This window comes from Paracidovorax valerianellae, assembly GCF_900102625.1.
GTDB lineage: Bacteria > Pseudomonadota > Gammaproteobacteria > Burkholderiales > Burkholderiaceae_C > Paracidovorax > Paracidovorax valerianellae.
The window spans coordinates 25,767-42,899 of sequence record NZ_FMZC01000012.1; the positions used below are offsets into that span (position 1 = coordinate 25,767).

At 65.9% G+C, this 17,133-nt stretch carries 12 protein-coding genes; 10 read left to right on the forward strand and 2 right to left on the reverse strand.

Annotated features, from left to right (window positions below; genetic code table 11):
• The first annotated feature begins 79 nt into the window (after positions 1 to 79).
• Positions 80 to 2,263, forward strand: coding sequence for an alpha/beta hydrolase domain-containing protein (locus BLT03_RS17115; RefSeq protein WP_245711438.1), 2,184 nt, complete (start codon positions 80 to 82; stop codon positions 2,261 to 2,263).
• 83 nt (positions 2,264 to 2,346) lie between these two features.
• Here the strand turns inward: BLT03_RS17115 and BLT03_RS17120 are convergent, their stop codons facing one another.
• Positions 2,347 to 3,813 (reverse strand): aminotransferase-like domain-containing protein, encoded by a 1,467-nt coding sequence (locus BLT03_RS17120; RefSeq protein ID WP_092744974.1) that lies wholly within the window; start codon positions 3,811 to 3,813, stop codon positions 2,347 to 2,349.
• A gap of 175 nt (positions 3,814 to 3,988) precedes the next feature.
• Between BLT03_RS17120 and BLT03_RS17125 the strand changes: the two genes are divergently transcribed.
• The 9 genes from BLT03_RS17125 to typA all read left to right on the forward strand — a co-directional run bounded on the left by BLT03_RS17125 (position 3,989) and on the right by typA (position 15,070).
• Positions 3,989 to 4,810 (forward strand): c-type cytochrome, encoded by an 822-nt coding sequence (locus BLT03_RS17125; protein WP_175537787.1) that lies wholly within the window; start codon positions 3,989 to 3,991, stop codon positions 4,808 to 4,810.
• On the forward strand, positions 4,807 to 6,090 hold the full coding sequence (locus BLT03_RS17130; protein WP_092744975.1) for a c-type cytochrome: 1,284 nt from the start codon (positions 4,807 to 4,809) through the stop codon (positions 6,088 to 6,090). The genes BLT03_RS17125 and BLT03_RS17130 overlap by 4 nt, the downstream gene beginning before the upstream one ends.
• A 23-nt stretch (positions 6,091 to 6,113) precedes the next feature.
• Positions 6,114 to 6,512: a thioredoxin family protein gene (locus tag BLT03_RS17135; protein ID WP_092744976.1), complete on the forward strand. Its 399-nt coding sequence runs from the start codon at positions 6,114 to 6,116 to the stop codon at positions 6,510 to 6,512.
• A gap of 240 nt (positions 6,513 to 6,752) precedes the next feature.
• Positions 6,753 to 7,343 carry a ribosome maturation factor RimP gene (gene rimP / locus BLT03_RS17140; protein ID WP_092744977.1) on the forward strand — a complete coding sequence of 197 codons (591 nt, stop codon included), beginning with the start codon at positions 6,753 to 6,755 and terminating at the stop codon, positions 7,341 to 7,343.
• A 74-nt stretch (positions 7,344 to 7,417) separates the two neighbouring features.
• Positions 7,418 to 8,902, forward strand: coding sequence for a transcription termination factor NusA (gene nusA, locus BLT03_RS17145; protein ID WP_092744978.1), 1,485 nt, complete (start codon positions 7,418 to 7,420; stop codon positions 8,900 to 8,902).
• 23 nt (positions 8,903 to 8,925) lie between these two features.
• The gene (infB, locus tag BLT03_RS17150; RefSeq protein WP_092744979.1) at positions 8,926 to 11,778 is read left to right on the forward strand and encodes a translation initiation factor IF-2; all 2,853 of its coding nucleotides are present in this window, start codon (positions 8,926 to 8,928) and stop codon (positions 11,776 to 11,778) included.
• Positions 11,779 to 11,793: 15 nt separating this feature from the next.
• Positions 11,794 to 12,165: a 30S ribosome-binding factor RbfA gene (gene rbfA, locus BLT03_RS17155; RefSeq protein WP_092745089.1), complete on the forward strand. Its 372-nt coding sequence runs from the start codon at positions 11,794 to 11,796 to the stop codon at positions 12,163 to 12,165.
• Positions 12,166 to 12,167: 2 nt separating this feature from the next.
• A complete protein-coding gene (truB, locus tag BLT03_RS17160) occupies positions 12,168 to 13,253 on the forward strand; it encodes a tRNA pseudouridine(55) synthase TruB (RefSeq protein WP_092744980.1) in 1,086 nt (361 codons plus the stop codon).
• Positions 13,250 to 15,070 carry a translational GTPase TypA gene (gene typA / locus BLT03_RS17165; RefSeq protein WP_092744981.1) on the forward strand — a complete coding sequence of 607 codons (1,821 nt, stop codon included), beginning with the start codon at positions 13,250 to 13,252 and terminating at the stop codon, positions 15,068 to 15,070. The genes truB and typA overlap by 4 nt, the downstream gene beginning before the upstream one ends.
• Before the next feature lie 63 nt (positions 15,071 to 15,133).
• Here typA and BLT03_RS17170 read toward each other — a convergent pair whose 3' ends face one another.
• The gene (locus tag BLT03_RS17170) at positions 15,134 to 16,888 is read right to left on the reverse strand and encodes an ABC transporter ATP-binding protein/permease (protein ID WP_092744982.1); all 1,755 of its coding nucleotides are present in this window, start codon (positions 16,886 to 16,888) and stop codon (positions 15,134 to 15,136) included.
• Positions 16,889 to 17,133 lie beyond the last annotated feature (245 nt).

Genomic DNA, 17,133 nt, shown 5'->3' on the forward strand with positions numbered 1-17,133 from the left:
CACCCGCCGCAGCGTACGGCGGGATGGGCGCAGCCTTGCCTTTCTGCGATGACGCCAACAGAGAACCGGAGACAAGACAATGACTTTTCCGCTGCTTTCGATTCCACCCATTTCCCTCGTTGCGCCGCCGCTGCGACGCTCCAGAGCGCTTCGCGCCAGGCTGCACACGGCACTGCCCGTGCTGGCCGCGACGCTGCTGGCCGCCTGCGGGGGGAGCGATTCGCCCCTCGCGGCCACCACGCCGCAGATGCGCCTGTCCATCACCGCCACCGAGGATGTGGCCGGCACCTACGGCAGCGTGGGTGCGTATGAAAAGCTCACCGGCACTTTGCGGGGTGAGGTCGATCCGGCCGACCCGCGCAACGCGGTGATCCAGGACCTGCAGCTCGCGCCGGTGAATGCGCGCGGCATGGTCGAGTACAGCGCCGACTTCGTGATGCTGAAACCCAAGGACATGGCCCGCGCCAGCGGCGTGCTGCGCTACGACGCGCCCAACCGCGGCAACATCCTCACGCAGCCCAACCCCGCGACGACGCCCGGGGATGCGGTGTACTTCGAGCGTGGCTACGTGATGCTTTACTCCGCCTGGCAGGGCGATGTTCCCAAGACCACGCCGGCCCGCCTGACCGTGACGGTGCCGGTCGCCAGGAACAAGGACGGCAGCACCATCACCGGCCCGTACCGCACCGAACTCGTGCCCACCTCTGCCGTGCCCGCCATGGCGCTGCCTGGCGGCGTGTTCAACGGCACGATGATTCCGTACGAGCCCGCCAGCCTGGACAACACGCAGCCGGGCTATTCGCTCACCCGCCGGCGCAACGAGACCGACACGCGCGAACCGGTGCCCGCGGGGCAGTGGAAGTTCGCCACCTGCGACGCGGCCGCCAATCCCTTCCCTGGCACCCCCAGCCCGGCCAGCGTGTGCCTGCAGGGCGGGTTCGATCCGCAGTACCTGTACGAACTGGTGTACGTGGCCAAGGACCCGAAGGTCATGGGCGTCGGCCTGGCCGCGCTGCGCGACACGGTGAGCTTCTTCCGCAGCGCTGCGGCCGATGCCGAAGGCAGGGCCAACCCGGTGGCTGGCCGCATCCAGTCCACGCTGGGGCAGGGCACATCGCAGTCGGGCAACGCGATGAAGACCTTCCTGCACCTGGGCTTCAACCAGTCGCTGCGGGGCGGCAAGGTGTTCGACGGCATGTTCGCCCACGTGGCCGCGCGCCAGACCAACATCAATACGCGCTTTGCCGTACCGGGCGGTGGCGGCGGCCTGCGCACCGACCACACGGCCTTCGGCCAGACGGCGCCGCGCGGCCTGGACAAGGATTACAACGACGAGGTCAGCGGCCGCCAGGGCGGGGTGATGAAGCGCTGCGCCGCCACCGACACCTGCCCCAAGTTCTTCCTGGGCCTGTCGGGCACGGAGTTCTGGCAACTGCAGGGCTCGCCGGTGCTGACCGATGCCGACGGCCTGCGCGACATCGCCCAGCCCGCCAATGCGCGCATCTACTACTACGCCAGCACCCAGCACGGCGGCACCGGTGGAACCGAGAGCATCAGCTACGCGCCCACGCGCAACGTGTACCCGGCCGGCACGGTGGTGCACTTCACCGACACCTTCCGCGCGCTGTTCATCGCGCTGGAAGACTGGGTGGTTCGCGGCACCGAGCCGCCGGCCAGCCAGGTGCCCAAGGTGGCCGACGGCACGCTCGTGCCGCCCGCCAAGCTGGTGTATCCGGCCATGCGGGGGTTGAGCTGGAACGTGGGCGGCACGCCGACCGCGATCCCGGCGTTCAACTACCTCGCGCGCTACAACGGCTTCTCGCTGCTCGACTTCGGGCCGCAGTACATCCCGCAGGATGAAGCCGGCATCGCCACGCTGCAGCCACCGCGCGCGGTTGGCCGCGACTACGCCATCCTCGTGCCGCAGGTGGACCCGTCCACGGGCCTGGCCCGCGCCGGCATCCATAGCGTGGAGGCACGTGCGCCGCTGGGCACGAGCATCGAGTTCAACTACGTGGCCACGCCGGGCATTACCGACCTGTCGAACCTCACGGGCAGCTTCATTCCGTTCCACAAGACGCGCGCAGCGCGGCTGGCGGCGGGCGATGTGCGGCCTTCCCTGGAAGAGCTGTACGGCACCCAGGCCGGCTATGTGGCGGCGGTCACCCAGGCTGCGGACTCGCTGGTGGCGGCGCGCCTGCTGTTGCGGCGCGATGCGGATGCGCTGGTGGCCAAGGCCAAAACGGCTGCGGTGCTTCCCTGAGGGTTAAGCGGGAAGAGAAACGCTGCGGCAACGGTTTGGATCGAAATAGGCCGCCACCGCAGTGTTCATTGGCTATGTAGCTATTAATTCGATAGCATGCGGTCTTCTTGACTGTTTTGGCTGTCGTGGCCCAGGGCGCAGGCCAGCGCCCCGACGGTGCGCAAGGCCTCGTCGAACCGCGCTGCGGCCGGGTGGCCGTAGTTGATGCGAACGCAGTGCGAAAAGCGCCGGTCGGTGGAAAACACCTGGCCCGGCGCCAGGCTGATGCCCTGGCCTTGCGCCGCGCGGTGCAGTGCGAGCGCGTCCACCGGCGGCGGCAATTCCACCCACAGAAAGTACCCGCCCTCGGGCCGCGATACGCGCGTGCCGTGTGGAAAGTGCTGCGCGATCAACGCGAGGGCCCGTGCCTGCTGTTGCGCCAGCGTGCCGCGCAGTTGGCGCAGGTGCCGGTCGTAGCCGCCCTGGTCCAGATACTCCGACAGCGCCTGCTGCGACGGCGTGGCGGTCGAGAGCGTGGTCATCAGTTTCAGCCGCTGCACCGCCCCGGCGAAGCGGCCCGCGGCCACCCAGCCCACGCGATAGCCGGGTGCCAGGCATTTGCTGAACGAGCTGCAGTGCAGCACCAGGCCTTGCGCATCGAACGCCTTGGCCGGTGGCGGGCGGCGCGGGGCGAAGTGCAGTTCGCCGTACACATCGTCTTCGATCAGCGGCACGCCGTGGCGGGCCAGCAGCGCCACCAGCGCCTGTTTGCGCTCTTCGGGCATGGTGCTGCCCAGCGGGTTCTGGAAGGTGGGCATCAGCCAGCAGGCCTTGACCGGGTGCGTGTGCAGCGCGCGCTCCAACGCGGCCAGATCGATGCCTTCGCGCGGATGCGTGGTGATTTCCACGGCGCGCAGCCGCAGCCGCTCCAGCGCCTGCAGTGCGGCATAGAAAGTGGGCGACTCCAGCACCACGATGTCGCCCGGCTGCGTGATGGCTTCCAGGCACAGGTTGAGGGCCTCCATCGCGCCATTGGTGGTCACGATCTCGGCGGCGTCCACCGCCATGCCGTGCAGCCGGTAGCGCAGGGCGATCTGCTGGCGCAGCCGCTCGTCGCCCGGCGCCAGGCTTTGCACGATGGCGGCCGGGTCCAATCGCCGCATGCCGCTGGACAGGCAACGCGCCAGCCGCGCCAGGGGGAAAAGCTCGGGCCCCGGAAAGGCCGACCCCAGCGGCACGAGGTACGGGTCGCGCGCCGAACCCAGCACTTCGAAGACCAGATCGCTGATCTCCACCCCGCTGGAGCCATCGCGCGGCGCGGAGGGCTGTGGCTCGGCCGGAACGCGGTCCGTGGCGGACGTTTGCCGGTTGCTCACGTAATAGCCGGAGCGCGGCCGTGCGTGGACCAGGCCCTGGGCTTCCAGCAGGTCATAGGCTGCAAACACGGTGGAGGGGCTGATGCCGCGCGCCCGGCTGGTTTCCCGCACCGACGGCATGCGGTCGCCCGCACGCAGGGCGCCGCTGTGGATCAGTTGGGCGAGGGCGTCGGCATGCAGTTCGTAGCGTTTCATGGCAGGGCAGGGCAGTCGGGGAATCAGCCACGGCCCACGCGTGGGCACATGTGGCCATGGGTTGGCAGGATGCAACTGATCCGTATTTTTACGGGCGAACTGAATCTGTACTGTTTTGATGCAGGTGCGTAGAGTCTCGCCATGGCACAAAAAAACGAATCCGAGGCCTGACCCGATGAAACACCTTGCACGCGCAGTCCTGCGCCTTGCCTTGCCAGCATTGTTGTTGGCCACGGCGGTATTCGCCGCGCCAGCCGCCACCGCAGCGCCGGCCGACGGGCGTTTGCCCGGTGAGCAGCCCGCTGGCGGGCTGGGCGACCGCGTGCTGGCCTGCACGGCCTGCCACGGCAGGGAAGGGCGCGCGACGCAAGAGGGCTACTTTCCGCGCATCGCTGGCAAGCCCGCAGGGTACCTGTACCACCAGTTGCTCAATTTCCGCGATGGCCGCCGCAGCTATCCGCAGATGTCGTACCTGCTCGAGCACATGACGGACGACTACCTGCGCGAAATCGCGGCGCATTTCGCAGCGCTGGACTTGCCATATCCACCGCCGCTGGCGCCCCAGGCACCGCCTTCCGCGCTGGAACGGGGGCGGGCGCTGGTGCTGCAGGGCGACGCGGCGCGCGGCATTCCGGCCTGCGTGCAGTGCCACGGTGCGGCCATGACGGGTGTTGCGCCAGCCATTCCGGGCCTGCTGGGATTGCCGCGCGACTATCTCAACAGCCAGATCGGTGCCTGGCAAACCGGGCAGCGGCGCGCGCAAGCACCAGACTGCATGGCCCACGTGGCGCGGCAGCTCACGCCGGAAGACGTCAGCGCGGTCACCGCCTGGCTGTCGGCGCAGCCGGTGCAGGGCACGGCCAAGCCTGCCACCGCACTGCCTGCCGGGCTGCCGATGGCCTGCGGGGGCGTCACGGACGGGGTGGCGGCAATGCCCGTCTCTGCGTCCGGCGATCGGGATCGGGCCCCCGGCACAAACGCGGGAGCAACGCGATGAGCCGCCTGTTGAAAGGGTTGGTGGTGCTGGTGCTGCTCGCCGCCGCGGCCTGTGCGGCGGTGGTGTTTCTCAACCTGCGGGGCGAAGCGCCCCTGTCGCCACAGGACAGCCCGCTGACGCAGGCTGCTCCGGAACTGGTACAGCGGGGCGAATACCTGGCACGTGCCGGCAACTGCATGTCGTGCCACACGGCGCAGGGCGGGGCGCCTTTTGCGGGCGGCCGCGGCGTGGAGACGCCTTTCGGCGTGGTCTTCGCCAGCAATCTCACGCCCGACGCCGCCACCGGCCTTGGCCAGTGGACCGCCGCGGAGTTCTGGCGCGCCATGCACAACGGGCGTTCCCGAGACGGCCGCCTGCTGTACCCGGCCTTTCCGTACCCCAACTACACCCACGTCACGCGCGAGGATTCCGACGCGATCTACGCCTATCTTCGTAGCCTGCCGCCCGTGCAGCGGGCCAATACGCCGCATGCCTTGGCTTTCCCGTTCAGCACGCAGGCGGCGCTGGCCGGCTGGCGTGCGCTGTTCTTCCGGCCGGGCGCGCTTGAACCGGACGCGCAGCAGTCGGCCGACTGGAATCGCGGGGCGTACCTGGTCCAGGGGCTGGGTCACTGCGCTGCTTGCCACAGCCCGCGCAACGCCTTCGGCGCCACGAGCGAATCGCGCGCGTTTCGCGGAGGGCTCATCCCGGTGCAGAACTGGTATGCGCCGGCACTCAATGCCGCCTCCGAAGCGGGCGTGGCGGATTGGCCGCAAGAGGACGTGATGACACTGCTGCGCACCGGCGTGGCGCCGCGCGGATCGGTCATCGGGCCCATGGCGGAAGTCGTGTTTCGCAGCACGCAGTACCTGAACGACGCCGACCTGCGGGCCATGGCGGTCTATCTGCGGGCGCTGCCTGCGCACGAGCGCCAGGCTCCAGCGGCTGTGGCGCCCTCGCCGTCGTCCATGGCGCGCGGCGGCACGGTGTATGCCCAGCAGTGCGCGCAATGCCACGGCGAAAAGGGCGAGGGGCGGGCGGGTGCGTTTCCCGCGCTGGCCGGCAACCGGGCCGTCACGATGGAAAGCCCGACCAATCTGATCAGGATGGTGCTGCTGGGCGGGTACCCGCCCACCACGGCCGGCAACCCGCGTCCCTTCGGCATGCCGCCATTTCGCCAGGTGCTGAGCGACGAAGAGGTGGCCGCCGTATCGACCTACGTGCGCAACACCTGGGGCAATCAGGCGGCCAGTGTGGGTACGATGGACGTCTACCGCGCCCGCGAAGGACGCAGTCCTTGAGACCTCCTCATCTCATCCACTCCATGCAAGACCCGGCTTCTCCCGTTTCTCTCGCCCCTCCAATCCGTGACGCCACCGCCGCCGATTGGTGGGTCGTCTGCCTGTGCGCTGGCTGGTGCGGCGTGTGCCGCGATTACCAGGCCGTATTCGACACGATTGCCAAGGCCCATCCGCAGGTCCGTTTCCTGTGGGTGGACATCGAGGACGAAGAAGATCTGGCCGGCGATCTGGATGTGGAAACCTTCCCCACCCTGCTCATTGCCGACGCTGGCGGCGCGCGTTTTCTCGGCCCCTTGCTGCCTCAGCCGGGCGTGCTGACTCGGCTGCTGGACAGCCTGGCGTCCCAGCCTTCCCCGCCGGCAGGCGCGCGCGATCCGCAGGCCCAGGCGTTGATCGAGCGGATTCGAGAGGCTCGGCCATAGCCTCCGCCACAGGGCCCATCCTCTCGGCAGCGCGGCAGACCGTGGCGCCAATGCAAATTGCATGCCGCCGCCTTTGCAAAGCAGCGCGCGACAGGCTACAATCCGGGCTTCACGGCCAAACGGGCGGGTACCCACCGCCCGTTTTTTTTGGCCGTTCGCTTTTGGAGCTCGAAGCTGCCCTGGAAGGTCCTAGGTGGTTATCGGGTTTTTTGTACTTCTGGATACTGAACAGAACAACACGTGGCATTGCAGCAGATCGTCGAACAAACCGTGACCGGGCTGGGCTATGACCTGGTGGAGATTGAACGCTCCGCCGGCGGCCTGCTGCGCATCACCATCGATTTGCCTTGGCAGGCGCCCGTGGAGGGCGAGCCTGCGCTGCCCGAGCAGTTCATCACCGTCGAAGATTGCGAAAAAGTCACGCGCCAGTTGCAGTTCGCGCTGGAAGTCGATGGCGCCGAATACAAGCGGCTGGAAGTTTCATCGCCCGGTATCGATCGGCCGCTGCGCCACGAGCAGGACTTCATCCGTTTCACCGGCCACATGGTCGACCTCACGCTCAAGGCCCCCATCGGCGAAGCCGGGGGTGGGCAGGTCAACGCCAACCGCAAGAAATTCCGAGGCACGCTGGAGCGTACCGAAGCCGGTGGCTGGCAGGTCGTGTGGAGCGAAGAACCGCCCGTGAAGCCCGGGCAGAGAGTGAGCAAAAAACGCGTTCCTGCACCGTTGCAGGCGATGGGCTTCACGCTGGACGAACTGCGCGATGCGCGCCTGGCGTCCATCGTCGATTTCAAGGGGCGGGGATCGAAAGACGAGCCCGCCCAGGCCTGACACACCGAACAAATGCAAAGGTTGACGCGCTCTGCGCGGGGGCCTTCAAGAGATTGAAATAGGAGAGTCGTCGCATGAATCGCGAACTGTTGATGTTGGTTGAAGCCATTTCGCGTGAAAAGAACGTGGAACGCGATGTGGTCTTTGGCGCCGTGGAATTGGCCCTCGCCCAGGCCACGAAGAAGCTGTACCAGGGCGAAGTGGACATCCGTGTCGCCATCGACCGTGACAGCGGCAACTACGAGACTTTCCGTCGCTGGCTCGTCGTGCCCGACGATGCCGGCCTGCAGAATCCGGAAGCCGAAGAGCTCCTGATGGACGCCAAGGAACGCATCGCCGACATCGAGGTGGGCGAATACATCGAGGAAGGCGTCGACTCCGTGCCGATCGGCCGCATCGGTGCTATGGCCGCCAAGCAGGTCATCCTGCAAAAGATCCGCGATGCGGAGCGCGAAATGCTGCTGAACGACTTCATGTCGCGCGGCGAAAAAATCTTCACCGGCACCGTGAAACGCATGGACAAGGGCGACATCATCGTCGAGTCCGGCCGTGTGGAAGGCCGCCTGCGCCGCTCCGAAATGATCCCCAAGGAAAACCTGCGCAACGGCGACCGCGTGCGGGCCATGATCATGGAAGTCGACCTCACGCTGCGCGGCGCGCCCATCATCCTCTCGCGCTCCGCGCCCGAGTTCATGATCGAGCTTTTCCGCAACGAAGTGCCTGAGATCGAGCAGGGCCTGCTGGAAATCAAAAGCTGCGCACGCGACTCCGGCAGCCGCGCCAAGATCGCGGTGCTGTCGCACGACAAGCGTGTGGACCCCATCGGCACCTGCGTGGGCGTGCGCGGCACGCGTGTCAATGCGGTCACCAACGAACTGGCTGGCGAGCGTGTGGACATCGTGCTGTGGTCGGAAGACCCCGCACAGTTCGTGATCGGCGCCCTCGCCCCGGCCAACGTGTCGTCCATCGTGGTGGATGAAGAAAAACATGCCATGGACGTGGTGGTGGACGAGGAAAACCTTGCCATCGCCATCGGCCGCGGCGGACAGAACGTGCGCTTGGCTTCCGACCTCACGGGTTGGAAAATCAACATCATGGACGCCGCTGAAAGCGCGCAAAAGCAAGCCAACGAGACCGACACGGCTCGCAAGCTGTTCATGGAAAAGCTCGATGTGGACGAAGAAATCGCCAACATCCTGATCGAGGAAGGCTTTGCCAGCCTCGAAGAAGTGGCCTATGTGCCGCTGCAGGAAATGCTGGAGATCGAAAGCTTCGACGAGGAAACCGTGAATGAACTGCGTGCCCGTGCCAAGGATGCGCTGCTCACCATGGAAATTGCCCGAGAGGAAAGCGTGGACGGCGTTTCGCAGAACCTGCGCGATCTCGAGGGCCTCACGCCCGAGTTGATCGGCAAGCTCGCCGAAGGCGGCGTGAACACCCGGGATGATCTGGCCGACTTAGGCCTTGACGAACTGACCGCCCTGACCGGCCAGTCTGAAGAAGAAGCCAAAGCCTTGATCATGAAGGCGCGCGAACATTGGTTCGCGGGGCAAGAGTAGGTCAGGGGAGGTACGAACCAAATATGTCCAGTAATACAGTCGCCGAGTTCGCCAACGAACTCAAGAAATCGCCGGAAACCCTGCTCGACCAGTTGAAGTCTGCCGGAGTGGCCAAGGCCGCCCCGACCGATGCTCTGACCGAGTCAGACAAGCAAAAGCTGCTGGCTTTCCTGCAGGCCAGCCACGGCACTGCCTCGGCCGATCGCAAGAAGATCACCTTGACGAAAAAATCCACGAGCGAAATCAAGCAAGCCGATGCCACCGGCAAGGCACGCACGATCCAGGTGGAAGTGCGTAAGAAGCGCACCTTCATCAAACGCGACGAAGGCAGCGATGGCGTCTCCGACGCAGGAGCTGACGAAGCCTCTGAAGCCGCTGAGAGCGCGATCTCCGCCGAGTCGCAAGACCTCGTGCGCCGCGAAGAAGAAGCGCGCCGCCAGGCCGAGCTGATTGGCCACCAGGAGGCCGAGCTGAACGAAAAGCGCCGCGAGCGGGAAGCCCGCGAGCAGCGCGATCGGGAAGCGGAAGAGCGGGCTGCCGCCTACGCTGCGCAAGAGCAAAACCGCAAGGCGCAGGTGCAGGCTGAAAAGCAGGAAGCCTCTCGCGAGCAGGCGGCGGAAGCCGTTGCACGCCAGACAGCACAGGCCGAAGCCCGTGCCAAGGCCGAAGCCGAATCCAAGGCCCGCGTGGCCGAGGAAACCGCACGCGCTGCCGACCTGGACGAACGCCGCCGCAAGGCTCTGGCCGAAGCCGAGGCGATCCGCGCCATGATGGCTGCGCCCAAGAAGGTGCTCGTTGCCAAGAAGCCCGACGAGCCGAAGCCAGCCGCTGCTGCGGTGGCCAAGCCTGCTGGCGATGCCAAGAAGGGCACGCTGCACAAGCCGGCCGCTGCGCCAGGTGCCCGTGCACCGGCTGCGCCCGTCGGCGGCAACAAGGAAGTCAAGTCCGCCAAGCTGTCCTCCAGCTGGGCCGGCGATCCTGCCAAGAAGAAGGAAATCAAGACGCGCGGCGACAGCAGTGGCGGCGTGGGTCGCAACAACTGGCGCGGCGGTCCCCGTGGACGCCGCAACGAGCGCGACGACCACCACCATCACCAGCAGTCCGCGCCGGTGGAAGCCCGCATCATCGAAGTGCACGTTCCGGAAACCATTACGGTGTCCGAGCTCGCGCACAAGATGTCGATCAAGGCGTCCGAGGTCATCAAGGCGCTGATGAAGATGGGCCAGATGGTCACCATCAACCAGCCGCTGGACCAGGACACCGCGATGATCGTGGTGGAAGAAATGGGCCACAAGGCCGTGGTGGCGGCGCTGGACGATCCGGAAGCCTTCACCAACGACGATGTCTCCGGCGCACAGGCCGAGTCGGTCTGGCGTGCTCCTGTGGTGACCGTCATGGGCCACGTGGACCATGGCAAGACCTCGCTGCTGGATTACATCCGCCGTGCCAAGGTGGCTGCGGGCGAAGCCGGCGGCATCACGCAGCACATCGGTGCCTACCACGTGGAAACGCCACGCGGCATGATCTCGTTCCTGGACACCCCAGGCCACGAGGCATTCACCGCCATGCGGGCCCGCGGTGCGCAGGCCACCGACATCGTCATCCTGGTGGTGGCGGCGGACGACGGCGTCATGCCCCAGACCAAGGAAGCCATCAAGCACGCGAAAGCGGCGGGTGTGCCGATCGTGGTTGCGATCACCAAGGCCGACAAGCCCGATGCCAACCCCGACCGCGTCAAGCAGGAACTGGTGGCCGAGCAGGTGGTGCCTGAAGAATACGGCGGCGAGTCGCCATTCGTGCCCGTCTCCTCCAAGACCGGCATGGGCATCGACGACCTGCTCGAACAGGTGCTGCTGCAGGCCGAAGTGCTGGAGCTGCGTGCTCCGGTCGACGCGATGGCCAAGGGTCTCGTGATCGAAGCCGAGCTGGACAAGGGCCGCGGCCCGGTGGCCACGGTGCTGGTGCAGTCCGGTACGCTGAAGGTGGGCGATGTGGTGCTGGCAGGCCAGACCTACGGCCGCGTTCGCGCCATGCTGGACGAAAACGGCAAGGTCGCGAAGTCGGCAGGCCCATCGATTCCGGTCGAAATCCAGGGCTTGACGGAAGTGCCGCAGGCCGGCGATGAATTCATGGTGCTGGGCGACGAACGCCGGGCCCGCGAAATCGCCACCTACCGCGCTGGCAAGTTCCGCAACACCAAGCTGGCCAAGCAACAGGCCGCCAAGCTGGAGAACATGTTCGCCGACATGACGGCGGGCGAGGTCAAGTACCTGCCCATCATCGTCAAGGCCGACGTGCAGGGTTCCCAGGAAGCGCTGTCGCAATCGCTGCTCAAGCTGTCCACGGACGAGATCAAGGTCCAGCTCGTGTATGCGGGCGTGGGCGGTATCAGCGAATCCGACATCAACCTGGCGATCGCCTCCAAGGCCATCGTGATCGGCTTCAACGTGCGTGCCGATGCCGGCGCGCGCAAGACGGCCGAGAACAACGGCGTCGACCTGCACTACTACAGCATCATCTATGACGCTGTGGACGAGCTCAAGGTCGCCATGTCCGGCATGCTGGCCCCCGAGCAGCGCGAGGAAGTCATCGGCACGGCCGAGATCCGCACGGTGTTCGTGGCCACGAAGATCGGCACCATCGCCGGTTCGTACATCACCTCGGGCATGGTCCATCGCAATGCACGCTTCCGCCTGCTGCGCGAAAACGTGGTGGTCTACACGGGCGAAGTCGACTCGGTCAAGCGCCTCAAGGACGATGTCAAGGAAGTCAAGGAAGGCTTCGAGTGCGGTATCAAGCTCAAGAACTACAACGACATCAAAGAAGGTGATCAGCTGGAGTTCTTCGACATCAAGGAAATCGCGCGGACGCTGTAAGGCTTGGGCGATCACATGGCTGCGAAGAAATCCTCCACTCCCAACCGCGGCTTCAAGGTCGCCGATCAGATCCAGCGCGATCTGACGGAGCTGATCGCGCGCGAATTGAAAGATCCGCGCGTGGGCATGGTGACGCTGCAGGCCGTGGAGGTGACTCCCGACTATGCGCACGCCAAGGTCTTTTTCAGCGTACTGATCGGTGACCCGGAGGCCACGCAGGTGGCCTTGAACCAGGCCGCCGGCTTCCTGCGCAACGGCCTGTTCAAGCGGCTGCATATCCACACGGTGCCGACGCTGCACTTCCTGTTCGACCGCACGACCGAACGTGCGGCCGACATGAACGCCTTGATCGCCAAGGCGGTTTCTTCGCGGGCCCAAGAAGACTGAACATGCACATCGACGGGCCGCCCCAGGGAGCGAGTGCCCCCTTGGGGGCCAGCGATTTGCACGCAGCGTCAGCGCCGCGTGACGCGGAAGTGCGTGCGCCCCGCGCACCCCGCGTCAGGATTCAGCGCCGCCCGGTGCATGGCGTGCTGTTGCTGGACAAGCCCCTGGGCCTGTCGAGCAACGATGCCCTTCAGAAAGCGAAATGGCTGCTGCGCGCGGAGAAGGCGGGCCACACCGGCACGCTCGATCCGCTGGCGACTGGCGTGTTGCCGTTGTGCTTCGGCGCGGCGACCAAGTTCAGCCAGTTGCAGCTCGACGCACCCAAGACCTACGAAGCCATCGCCCTGCTGGGCACCACGACCACGACCGGCGATGCCGAAGGCGAAGTGCTGGCGCAGCGCGAGATCGATCCCGCGCAGCTCACGCCCGAGCGCCTGGCCGAAGTGCAAAGGCAGTTCACGGGCCCGATCCGGCAGGTGCCGCCGATGCACAGCGCGCTCAAGAAGGATGGCAAGGCGCTGTACGAATATGCACGCGCCGGCATTTCCATCGAACGCGAAGCGCGCGACGTAACGATTCATGCATTGAAGCTGGCTCTAGCGCAAGAAACAATAGGGCAGTGTGCTATCAAAATAATAGTGGCCTGCAGCAAGGGCACGTACATTCGCACGTTGGGCGAAGACATTGGCGCCGCGCTCGGCTGCGGTGCGCACCTCACCTTCCTGCGGCGCATCGATACCGGCGGGCTGGGTGTGGAGCGCTGCGTCACGCTGGCGGCGCTGGAGGCCATGGACGACAGCGAACGCATGGCCTGCGTGCACCCCGCCGAGATCCTGCTGGCACAGCATGTGCGTGTCACGCTGGACAGCGAGAATGCCGGGCGGTTCCTGTCCGGCGTGCGCCGTCGCGGCCCCTGGCCGGACGCGCCCGCCGTGGCGGTGTTCGGAGACGATCCCCGTGCCCTTCTGGGCGTGGGCCACACCATGGCGGGTGAACTGGTGCCCGACCGGCTCCTCAGCCCCTTGGAAATTCAACAGATTCTGGAAAGCACGCCGCAGGTAGAGCGCGGCATATTGGAAGCACTATGAGCAAACAAATCCGCAACATCGCCATCATCGCGCACGTTGACCACGGCAAAACCACCATGGTGGACCAGCTGCTGCGCCAGTCGGGCACCTTCGCCGATCACGAAAAAGTGGTCGACACCGTCATGGACAACAACGCGATCGAAAAAGAGCGCGGCATCACCATCCTGGCCAAGAACTGCGCCGTGAGCTGGGAAGGCACCCACATCAACATCGTCGACACCCCGGGCCACGCGGACTTCGGCGGTGAAGTGGAGCGCGCACTGTCCATGGTGGACAGCGTGGTGCTGCTGATCGATGCGCAAGAGGGCCCCATGCCCCAGACGCGCTTCGTGACCAAGAAGGCTCTGGCTCTGGGCCTGCGCCCGATCCTGGTCGTGAACAAGGTGGACAAGCCAGGCGCCAACCCCGACAAGGTCGTGAACGCCGCGTTCGACCTGTTCGACAAGCTGGGTGCCACCGACGAGCAACTCGACTTCCCCGTGGTGTATGCCTCGGGCATCAACGGCTGGTCGTCGCTGGAAGAGGGTGCTCCTGGCGAACAGTGGGGCCCCGACATGTCGGCCCTGTTCAACACCATCCTGAAGCACGTTCCCCCGAACTCGGGCGATCCGACCGCTCCGCTGCAACTGCAGATCTCGGCGCTGGACTTCTCCACCTTCGTGGGTCGCATCGGCGTGGGCCGCATCAGCCAGGGCACCATCAAGCCCATGATGGACGTGGTCGTCATGGAAGGCCCCGATGGCAAGGCCGTCAAAGGCCGCGTCAACCAGGTGCTGACCTTCCAGGGCCTGGATCGCATGCAGACGCCGGAAGCCGGCCCTGGCGACATCGTGCTGATCAACGGCATCGAAAACATCGGCATCGGCGTGACAGTGACCGACCCGGCCAATCCTTCGCCGCTGCCCATGCTGAAGGTGGACGAGCCCACGCTGACGATGAACTTCTGCGTGAACACCAGCCCTCTGGCCGGCCGCGAAGGCAAGTTCGTGACCAGCCGCCAGATCTGGGACCGCCTGCAAAAGGAACTGCAGCACAACGTGGCCCTGCGCGTGAAGGAAACCGACGAAGAAGGCATCTTCGAAGTGATGGGCCGTGGCGAACTGCACCTGACCATCCTGCTGGAAAACATGCGCCGCGAAGGCTATGAACTGGCCGTGTCCAAGCCCCGCGTCGTGTTCCGCGACGTGAACGGCGAAAAGCACGAGCCGATCGAACTGGTGACGGCCGACATCGAAGAAGGCCACCAGGGCGGCGTGATGCAAGCCCTGGGCGAGCGCAAGGGCGAGCTGGTGAACATGGAGCCGGACGGCCGTGGCCGTGTGCGCCTGGAGTACCGCATTCCTGCGCGGGGCCTGATCGGCTTCACGAACGAATTCCTGAACCTGACGCGTGGCTCGGGCCTCATCAGCAACATCTTCGACAGCTACGAGCCACACAAGGGCGAGATAGGTGGCCGCAAGAACGGCGTGCTGATTTCCATGGACGACGGTGAAATCTTCACCTACGCCCTGGGCAAGCTGGACGACCGCGGCCGCATGTTCGTGAAGGCGAACGATCCGGTGTACGAAGGCATGATCGTCGGCATCCACAGCCGCGACAACGACCTGGTCGTGAACGCCACGCGCACCAAGCAGCTAACCAACTTCCGCGTGTCCGGCAAGGAAGACGCGATCAAGATCACGCCTCCGATCGACCTCACGCTGGAATATGGTGTGGAGTTCATCGAGGACGACGAGCTGGTCGAGATCACCCCCAAGTCGGTGCGCCTGCGCAAGCGCCACCTGAAGGAAAGCGACCGCAAGCGCGCGGGCCGTTGATCGGCTCAGGGACTCGAATCCCCTGAAGAAAAGGCACCGCAAGGTGCCTTTTCTGCGTCTGCGCTAAGCGGGTTGCGCCAGCCCTGCGGCTGCCGAACCCGAGCCTTCCGGAGGCGCGTGCGTGGGCGAGGCTTCGGCCTGCCCCAGCACCAACTGCTGCGCATGAAAGTCGGCCAGCGCATCCCGATGGCCCACGCTGATGACTGCCGTGGCGGGCAGACGGTCGGCCAGCAGCGTGTACAGCAGGCGTTCGGCTGCCGGGTCCAGCGCGCTGGTGGCTTCATCGAGCAACAGCCATTCGGGCTTTTGCAGCAGCACGCGCGCAAAAGCCAGCCGTTGCTGCTCGCCCGGCGACAGCCGCTGCGCCCAGGGCGCCACATCGCCGAGCTGATCGCCGAAGGATTGCAGGCCTACGGCCTCGAGGGCTTCACGCACTTGGGCCTCCGTGTGTTCGCCGGGGGTGTCGGGATAGGCCAGCGCATCGCCCAGGCTTCCAAGCGGAAGGTAGCTGCGCTGCGGCACGAAGAGCGTCTTGGCTTTCGGCCGGCCGACGGTGCCGCTGCCGAAATCCCACAGCCCTGCCAGTGCGCGCAGCAGGGTGCTTTTGCCCGCGCCGGACGGGCCGCGCAGCAGCCAGCGTTCGCCCGGCGCAATGCGCAGGTCGGGCACGGTCAACAGCACCCCGCCGCCTGGCAGCGCCAATTGCAGCCCGTGCGTGGCCAGCGCGGTGCCATCGCCTGTTTGCAGCCGGATGCCGCGGGCTGTCGAGGCCGGTACGCTGGCCAGCACGTCGCCCAGTTCCGTCAGCCGGTTGACCGTGGCGCGCCATTCCGCCAGCGTTCCATAGCTGTTGATGAACCAGGACATCGCCCCGCTCACGGTGTCGAAAGCTCGGCTGATCTGCATCAGCACGCCGAAGCTGTACGCCCCGGCGAAGTAACGCGGCGCGGCCAGCGCCAGCGGCAGCACGACGGCGATCTGCGAATACAGCGAGTTCACCAGCGTGAGGCGCTTGGTGTAGCGCATCACCAGGCGCCAGTTGTCCTGGATGCGGCCGAACAGCGTGGCCGAATGGGCCGCTTCGGCCCGTGCGCCGTCATAGAGGGCAATGGGCTCCGCGTTCTCGCGCAGCCGCACGAGGCCGAACCGGAAATGCGCTTCCACCTGCTGCTGGCGGTAGTTCACGGCCACCAGGCGGTGCCCGAAGGCCTGCATGGCGACGGAACCCACCAGGGCATATGCAGCCGCCGCCCAGACCATGTAGCCCGGAATGGTGGCGCTGTAGCCCGCCACATGGACGAGTAGCGGCCCTCCCACCGACCAGAGGATGAAGATGAACGAACCCAGCGTGACGACGGTGGACAGCAGGTCCAGGGTCAGCGCCAGCGTGGTGGTCGCCAGACTGTTCAGGTCCTCGGCAATGCGCTGGTCCGGGTTGTCGGCCAGTCGGTCGCGCTCGATGCGGTAGAAGGCGTTGCCGTGCAGCCAGCGCTGCAGGTACTCGGTCGTGAGCCAGCGGCGCCAGCGAAAGCCCAGCATCTGCTTGAAGTACAGCGCATACACGGCCAGCACGATATAGGCCAGCGCCAGGCCGGTGAAGAGCATCAGCAACGGGCCGAACTCGGCCGTGTTGCGGGCTTCCAGGGCATTGAAGAAATCTGCACTCCAGGCGTTGATGCGCACGTTGATGTGGACGATGCCGAGGTTCATCGCGACGATCAATGCCAGCAGGCCGCGCGCTGACCATCGCTCCTGCGAGAACCAGTAGGGGCGTATCAGCGACCAGGAAGAGGTCTTGGCGGCGGTGGGGTGGGGCATCGATCTGCTTTCGGTCGTGGCTGGGTTGGCCAGTGTGCCGCGCGGCTTTGGTGGTTGGCTTAGCCGGGCCTTAAACGCGGGCCTGCGCTGGACGGGCATGCGTGTTTGCGGCTTTCAGGGGGGCGCGGCGTTCACCTGTCCGAGCCCTGACAGGTCTTGCGTGCAGGAGGCTCTAAGATTCCGGGCGGTCCACTGCAACGTGTGGCCGGGCCGATGTGGCGCGAATCGATTGTTAAGAAAAAAGG

Bases quoted from the DNA above. Each gene is read 5' to 3' on its own strand.
- BLT03_RS17115 (WP_245711438.1), top strand. From the start codon at position 80: ATGACTTTTCCGCTGCTTTCGATTCCACCCATTTCCCTCGTTGCGCCG.
- BLT03_RS17120 (WP_092744974.1), bottom strand. From the start codon at position 3,813: ATGAAACGCTACGAACTGCATGCCGACGCCCTCGCCCAACTGATCCAC.
- BLT03_RS17125 (WP_175537787.1), top strand. From the start codon at position 3,989: ATGAAACACCTTGCACGCGCAGTCCTGCGCCTTGCCTTGCCAGCATTG.
- truB (WP_092744980.1), top strand. From the start codon at position 12,168: ATGCACATCGACGGGCCGCCCCAGGGAGCGAGTGCCCCCTTGGGGGCC.
- BLT03_RS17130 (WP_092744975.1), top strand. From the start codon at position 4,807: ATGAGCCGCCTGTTGAAAGGGTTGGTGGTGCTGGTGCTGCTCGCCGCC.
- nusA (WP_092744978.1), top strand. From the start codon at position 7,418: ATGAATCGCGAACTGTTGATGTTGGTTGAAGCCATTTCGCGTGAAAAG.
- BLT03_RS17135 (WP_092744976.1), top strand. From the start codon at position 6,114: ATGCAAGACCCGGCTTCTCCCGTTTCTCTCGCCCCTCCAATCCGTGAC.
- BLT03_RS17170 (WP_092744982.1), bottom strand. From the start codon at position 16,888: ATGCCCCACCCCACCGCCGCCAAGACCTCTTCCTGGTCGCTGATACGC.
- rbfA (WP_092745089.1), top strand. From the start codon at position 11,794: ATGGCTGCGAAGAAATCCTCCACTCCCAACCGCGGCTTCAAGGTCGCC.
- infB (WP_092744979.1), top strand. From the start codon at position 8,926: ATGTCCAGTAATACAGTCGCCGAGTTCGCCAACGAACTCAAGAAATCG.
- typA (WP_092744981.1), top strand. From the start codon at position 13,250: ATGAGCAAACAAATCCGCAACATCGCCATCATCGCGCACGTTGACCAC.